Origin of the sequence: Streptomyces sp. NPDC058964 (assembly GCF_042741275.1) — a bacterium.
Classification (GTDB): Bacteria; Actinomycetota; Actinomycetes; order Streptomycetales; family Streptomycetaceae; genus Streptomyces.
The window spans coordinates 1-7,934 of the sequence record NZ_JBHYKH010000426.1; the positions used below are offsets into that span (position 1 = coordinate 1).

Sequence of the window (7,934 nt, forward strand, 5' to 3'; positions counted from 1 at the left end):
CCGCCCGGCCTGCGCCTCGAACAGCTCCGCGAGCGAACCCTCCGGCACCACTCCCTCGGCACCCCGACGGTCCTCCAGCAGCTCCCGCCGCTCCTGCGCGGCGAGGATCTCGAGGTCGTCGACGGGGCGGTCGGGGTGGCGCATCGCGTCGGTGAGCAGTCGGACCAGCCGGTCGGCGATCGAGGCGGCCGTGGACGGGTCGAAGAGATCGAGGGCGTACTCGAGGTCCCCGGTGAGTCCCAGGCACGCTCCCTCGGCGGTGTGCTGCTCGGTGAGGAAGAAGGTCAGGTCGAACTTGGAGACGCCGAGTTCGACCGGGGCGATCTCCACCTGAAGGCCCGGCAGCACGGGGCACGGCAGGCCGGAGTTGTGCAGCCCGAGCATCACCTGGGCCAGCGGGTGCCGGGAGGTGGTCCGTACGGGGCTGACGATGTCCACGAGCCGTTCGAAGGGGACGTCCTGGTGGGCGTACGCCTGAAGGTCGGTCTCCCGGACGCGGTGGACCAGTTCACGGAAGTCGGGCGAACCGCTGCTGTCGGTGCGCAGCACCAGCGTGTTGACGAACATGCCGACCAGGTCGTCGAGCGCGACGTCGGTGCGGCCCGCCACGGGTGTGCCGATGGCGATGTCGGTTCCGGCGCCGAGCCTCGTCAGCAACGCAGTGATGCCGGCCTGCAGCACCATGAACATGCTGACGTGCTGGGTGCGTGCGAACTCGCCCAGCGCGCGGTGGAGTTCGGCGTCGATGCGCAGCGGCACGGTCGCACCCCGGTAGCTGGCCTCGGCGGGCCGGGGGCGGTCGACGGGCAGCTCGATCTGGTCGGGCAGCCCGTCCAGGGTCTTCACCCAGTGTTGCGTCTGCCGGCTGAGCAGGCTGTCCGGGTCGTCCTCGGTCCCCAGGAGGCCGCGCTGCCACAGGACGTAGTCGGCGTACCGGACCGGCAGTTCGGCCCAGACGGGCTCCTCACCCCGGCGCCTGGCGGCGTAGGCGGTGGCCAGGTCCTGGGTGAGAGGGGTGAGGGACCAGCCGTCACCCGCGATGTGGTGCAGCACCAGCAGCAGCACGTGTTCGTCGGGAGCGAGCATGAAGAGCGTGGTGCGGAAGGGGAATTCGGCCGATAGGTCAAAGCCCCGCCGGGCGCTCTCGGCAAGCAGCGAGGGCAGGTGTTCGGCGTCGGTGGCGACGATCTTCAGGGGCACCGGTCCCGCGTCGGCAGGCGTGATCCGCTGTTCCGGTACGCCGTCGGTGTCGGGGTAGAGGGTGCGCAGACTTTCGTGGCGTCCCACGACGTCCACGAGAGCGGCTTCGAGCGCCGCCCGGTCGAGGGCGCCGGTGAGGCGGAGCCTGAGCGGCACGTTGTAGGTGGCCGTGGGGCCGTCCATTTGGTTGAGAAACCACAGGCGTTGCTGGGCGTGGGAGAGCGGTGCCGTGCCGGTACGTGCGACGGGGCGCAGGGCGGCACGCGTCGTACCCGTGGCGGCACGGTCGAGGTGGGCGGCGAGCCGGGCGACGGTCGGTGCCTCGAAGAGATCACGCACGCTCAGTTCGGCGGCGAAGATCTCACGGGCACGGCTGGCCAGGCGGGTCGCCATCAGGGAGTCGCCGCCGAGGTCGAAGAAGGAGTCGTCGGCACCGACCCGTTCCAGCCCCAGGACCTGCGCGAACAGCCCGCACAACACCTCCTCCCGCGCACCGCGCGGAGCACGGGAGGAATCACCGCCGGCGAAGTCCGGGGCCGGCAGCGCCCGCTTGTCCACCTTCCCGTTCCCCGTCAGCGGCAACTCCTCCAGCACCACCACCGCCGACGGCACCATGAACTCCGGCAGGGACTCGCCGACGGACCGGCGCACCTCGTCCCCGACCAGGACGCACCCCGCAGCCGCCACCACATACGCCACCAGCCGCTTGTCACCCGGCCGGTCCTCCCGCGCCACCACCACGGCCTGACCCACCGCGTCATGACCCGCCAGAACGGACTCGATCTCACCCAGCTCGATCCGGAAACCCCGGATCTTCACCTGCTGATCCGCCCGCCCCACATACTCCAGCGCACCCTCACGGTTCCACCGCACCAGATCCCCGGTGCGATACATCCGCCCACCAGGCCCGGCAAACGGACACGCCACGAACCGCTCCGCCGTCAGACCCGCACGACCCCAATACCCCCGCGCAAGACCCGCACCCGCCACATACAACTCACCCACCACACCCGGCGGCACCAACCGCAACCGCCCGTCCAGGACATAGACCTTGAGGTCGGGGATGGCCGTGCCGATCAGGCTGCCCTGGTTGCGCCGGGCCGCCTCACGGTCGAGCGCCACGTGGGTGACGTGCACCGTGGTCTCGGTGATGCCGTACATGTTCACGAGGGTCGGGGCGTCGTCCGCGTGCCGGCGGTACCAGTCCTGGAGCCTCGGCAGATCCAGTGCCTCTCCGCCGAAGACGACGTACCGCAGCGCCAGTCGCGCTCCCGGCTCGGGGGCTTCCTGCTCCGCCTGCATCAGCTGGTAGAAGGCCGACGGCGTCTGGTTGAGGACGGTCACCCGTTCCTCGGCCAACAGGCTCAGGAACTCCTGGGGCGACCGGGAGACCGCGTACGGCACCACGACCAGCCGGCCGCCGTACAGGAGAGGCCCCCACAGCTCCCACACCGAGAAGTCGAAGGCGTAGGAGTGGAACAGCGTCCACACGTCTTCGGGTCCGAAGCCGAACCAGTGCTCGGTCTCCGTCATGAGCCGCAGGACGTTGCGGTGCGGGATCACGACGCCCTTGGGGCGGCCCGTCGAACCCGAGGTGTAGATCATGTAGGCCGGGTTGGCGGGATCCAGCGGCTGCCGGCGGTCCGCGTCGGTGGGGTTCTGCGTCGCGCACCGGTCGAGACGGCGGGCGGTCTCGACGTCGTCGAGCACGAGGCGCGGGACGTCGCCCGTGACGGACGATGCCGCTTCGGCGGTGGTGACGACCCAGGCCGGGGCCGCGTCCCGCATCATGTAGGCCAGGCGCTCGGCGGGGTAGGCCGGGTCGATCGGCAGGTAGGCCGCGCCCGCCTTGTGCACCGCGAGGACGGCGACGACCAGCTCGGCCGAGCGGGGCAGCGCGAGGGCCACGAACTGCTCCGGGCCCACGCCTTCGCCGATCAGCAGGTGGGCCAGGCGGTTGGCCCTGGCGTTCAGTTCGGCGTAGGTGAGCGACGTGTCGCCGCTCACCACGGCGACCGCGTCGGGCGTCCGCGCGGCCTGGGCTTCGAACAGTTCGGGAAGTGTGCCGTTGGGGGGTGCGCCCGCGGTGCCGTTCCATTCGACGAGCAGCTGGTGACGCTCTTCCGGGGTGAGCAGGTCGAGTGAGCCGACCGGTCGTTCCGGGCCGTCGGCCATCGCTTCCAGCAGCCGTACGACCCGTTCCAGGTACTGCCGGGCGTCGTCCTGCGTGAAGGCGTCGGTGCGATGGCCCAGGCGCAGGGTCAGCCGCGGTCCGGGGATCGCCGCCAGGGTGAGCGGGTAGTGGGTGGCGTCGACACCCTCCACCCCGGTCAGCCTCAGCCCTTCGGCGGGGGACTCCCACGCTTCCACGTCCAGCGGGTAGCTCTCGAACACGGTCGTGGTGTCGAAGAGGGTCCGGCCGCCCGCCTGCTGCTGCACCTCGGCCAGGCTGAGGTGGTGGTGTTCCATCAGCTCGGCCTGTTCGGCCTGGACGCGGGACAGGAGGCCGGTGACCGTCTCCTGGTCGCGGACGCTGATCCGGACGGGAAGAGTGTTGATGAAGAGGCCGACCATGCGTTCCACACCCGGCAGCTCCGGCGGACGCCCGGAGACCGTCGCGCCGAAGACGACGTCGTCCCGCCCCGTCGTGCGCGAAAGCAGCAGCCCCCACGCCACCTGCACCAGCGTGTTGAGGGTGACGCCCTGCCGTCGCGCCAGGCCGGTGAGCCGCTCGGTGTCCTCCTCCGAGAGGGCGGCGGACAGGTGTCCGGGCAGGTCCGGGGCACGGTCGGCGATCTGGGGGGCGACGAGGGTGGGCCCGTCGAGCCCGGCCAGGGCCCGTGCCCATGCCGCCCGCGCCGCCTCACGGTCCTGCGCGGTGAGCCAGGCCAGGTAGTCGCGGTAGGGCACCACCTTGGACAGTCCGGAATCGCCTCCTCCGCACTCGTACGACTTGAGCAGTTCGCCCACGAGGAGAGCGGTCGACCACCCGTCCCACAGAATGTGATGGTTGGTCAGCAGGAGTCGGTGACGGTCGGGTCCGAGCTTGAGCAGGGCCATCCGCAGCAGTGGTGGCCGTCGCAGGTCGAACCGTCGGGCTCGTTCGTCGTCGGCCAGGCGTGCGGCCTCCCGCTCACGCGCCTCGTCGTCCAGCCCGGACAGGTCCGCCTCGTTCCAGGGCAGGCGCGCCTCGCGCAGCACCACCTGCACCGGCCGCTCCAGGCCTTCGTGCCGGAACCCGACCCGAAGGTTCGCGTGCCGCGCCAGCAGCCGCTCCCCCGCCGCCTTCAACGCGGCCGCGTCCAGCGGCCCCTCGAAGTCGAACGAGACCTGCGCGGTGTAGACATCCGTACCGCCCTCGTCCAGCACCGCGTGAAACAGGAAACCCTCCTGCAACGGCGACAGCGGCAGCACATCCTCCAGAGCAGGGGTCGTGCTCTCGCACGCCTCGATCTCCTCCTGCGTGAGCTGGACGAGGGCCAGGTCGGAGGGGGTGTGGCCGCCTGCTCCGCCCTGTGCGGCGTGGGCGGCCAGGCCCCGCAGCGCCTCGCACCACAGACCGGCCAGCTCCCGTACCCCGGCCTCGTCCAGCGCCCCTCCCGCCCACGACCAGGTGGCCTCCAGGACCGGCCCCCCGGCCAGGTCATGGGTGATCGCGTTGATCTCGATGGCGTGCTTCATCGGCATGTCGGCGTCGGCGCTGCCCGACACACCGCCCGCCCCGGGCAGCACCTCCCAGTCCCGTTCGGTTCGGGTACCCATGCGGCCGAGGTAGTTGAAGGCGATCTGCGGGGAGGCGAGGGAGGCCAGCTCGGGAGCCGTCTTGCCGTTCAGATGACGCAGCAGACCAAAGCCCAGACCATGGTCCGGGATCCGACGCAGTTGCTCCTTGACCCGCTTCAGCGCCGCACCGACCCCCGCACCACCCCTTCCCACGTCGTCCCAGCCGACCCCGCCGGCCGCCAGATGAACGGGATGCACGCTCGTGAACCAGCCCACCGTCCGGGACAGATCCGTACCCGGCAGCTCCTCACGCCCGTGCCCCTCCAGATCCACCAGCACACCCGACACATCACCGGCACCACGCAGCCCACGCCACCGCTCCACCGCCAGCACCAGCCCCGTCAGCAGCACATCATCGACCCGCGCATGAAAAGCCGCCGGAACCGACGTCAGCAACGCCCCCGTCACCTCCACGGGCAACGACACCGTGGTGCTCCGGGCCGTGGACACGGTGTCGGTGGCGGAGTCCAGCGGGCGTGCGCCCAGGACGGGTTCGGGTGTGCCCAGGATCTTCCGCCACAGGGGGAGTTCGGCGGTGCGTGCGGGAGCCTGCGCCTCCTCCACGAGCCTTCGCGCCCAGGTACGGAACGACGTCCCCACCGGCTCCAGCTCCACCGGCCGCCCCGACGCCACCGCCGACCACGCCGCCGCCAGATCCGGCAGCAGAATCCGCCACGACACCCCGTCCACCACCAGGTGATGCAGCACCAGCACCAGCCGCCCCGGCACCCCAGCACCCCGGTCCAGCCACACCACCCGCACCATCACCCCGGCCCCGGGCGCCAGCCCCGCCCGAGCCGCCTCCGCCCACTCGACCGCCAACTCGGCCACCGCAGCGTCATCCAGACCCACCGCGTCGACCCGCACCACACAATCGTCCACACCGACCGACCCGGCAGCCGGAACCTCCAGCCCCCACACCCCGCCGGCACCCACCGACAACCGCAACCGCAGCACATCATGGTGATCCACCACCGCCCGCACCGCACCACGCAACGACTCCAGCGACAACCCCGCCGGCACCCGCACCACCACCGACTGGCAGAAACCGTCTGCCCGGTCTACGAGTTCGGCGAGCGAACCGATGATCGGTGTGAGGGGTACGGGGCCTGTCCCCGACCCGGCCGATTCGCCCGTGGGCCTCCCGTCCTGCGTGTCGCGGGCGACGGCGGCGAGGGCCTCCGGCGTCTGGTGCGAGAACACCTCACGCGGAGTGAACACCAACCCCGCCCGACGCGCCCGCGACACCAACTGGATCGCCATGATGCTGTCACCACCACGATCGAAGAAGGAGTCGTCGGCACCGACCCGTTCCAGCCCCAGGACCTGCGCGAACAGCCCGCACAACACCTCCTCCCGCGCACCGCGCGGAGCACGGGAGGAATCACCGCCGGCGAAGTCCGGGGCCGGCAGCGCCCGCTTGTCCACCTTCCCGTTCCCCGTCAGCGGCAACTCCTCCAGCACCACCACCGCCGACGGCACCATGAACTCCGGCAGGGACTCGCCGACGGACCGGCGCACCTCGTCCCCGACCAGGACGCACCCCGCAGCCGCCACCACATACGCCACCAGCCGCTTGTCACCCGGCCGGTCCTCCCGCGCCACCACCACGGCCTGACCCACCGCGTCATGACCCGCCAGAACGGACTCGATCTCACCCAGCTCGATCCGGAAACCCCGGATCTTCACCTGCTGATCCGCCCGCCCCACATACTCCAGCGCACCCTCACGGTTCCACCGCACCAGATCCCCGGTGCGATACATCCGCCCACCAGGCCCGGCAAACGGACACGCCACGAACCGCTCCGCCGTCAGACCCGCACGACCCCAATACCCCCGCGCAAGACCCGCACCCGCCACATACAACTCACCCACCACACCCGGCGGCACCAACCGCAACCGCCCGTCCAGCACGAACGCCTGCGTGTCATCGAACGGCACACCGATCGGCGGCACCTGCGCCACCTCACCCACCGACCCCAACGGCCAGTGCGTCACGAACGTCGTCGTCTCCGTCGGCCCGTACACATGCCCGAGCACCAGGCCAGGGCAAGCCTCCAGCACCCGCCGCATCGCCACCGGCGACGCCGCCTCACCACCCGTCAACACCTCACACAGACCGGCGAACGCCCCCGCGTCCTCCTCCGCGATCACGTTGAACAACGCCGTGGTGATGAAGATCGCCGTGAGGCCGTGCCGCTCCACCAGGCGGGCCAGCACCTGGGCGTCGAGGGCACCGGACGGTGCGACGATCACGCGGCCGCCGCTCAGCAGCGGTGCCCACATCTCGTAGGTCGAGGCGTCGAAGGCGTGCGGCGAATGCATCAGCACCCGCTCGTGCGCACCCGAACGCCACCGCCCGTCGAACGCCAGCGCCCGCACATCCGCGTGCGACACCGCCACGCCCTTGGGCACACCCGTCGACCCCGACGTGAACATCACATACGCCAGCTGGGCGTCCGCCACGGGGATCCGGGGAGCGGAGGAGTCCCCGTCCGGATCGTCGAGATCCAGGTCCGCCATGCGCAGTACGCGTACGGTTCCCGTGTCCGTCGACACCTCCGGTCCGTCCCAGGCGCGGTCGGTGAGCAGGACGGGTGCGCCGACGTTCGTCAGCGCCCAGATCACGCGGTCGTGGGGGTACGAGCCGTGGATCGGCACATAGGTGCCGCCTGCCTTCACGATCGCCAGTGTGGTGACGACGACGTCGGGCGACCGCTCCAGCAGGACCGCGACCGGGGTCTCCGGACCGACGCCGAGGCCGATCAGCCGGTGGGCGAGGCGGTTGGCCCGCGCGTCGAGCTCGGCATACGTCAGCTCCACCCCGCCGGCCGCCACCGCGACCGCGTCCGGTGTCCGCCCGGCCTGCGCCTCGAACAGCTCCGCGAGCGAACCCTCCGGCACCACTCCCTCGGCACCCCGACGGTCCTCCAGCAGCTCCCGCCGCTCCT

The 7,934-nt window shown here is 71.2% G+C and carries 1 protein-coding gene; it reads right to left on the reverse strand.

What is annotated here, in order from left to right:
• A partial coding sequence (locus ACFW2E_RS35600; RefSeq protein ID WP_384472754.1) for an amino acid adenylation domain-containing protein occupies positions 1-7,934 on the reverse strand: 7,934 nt, incomplete at both ends.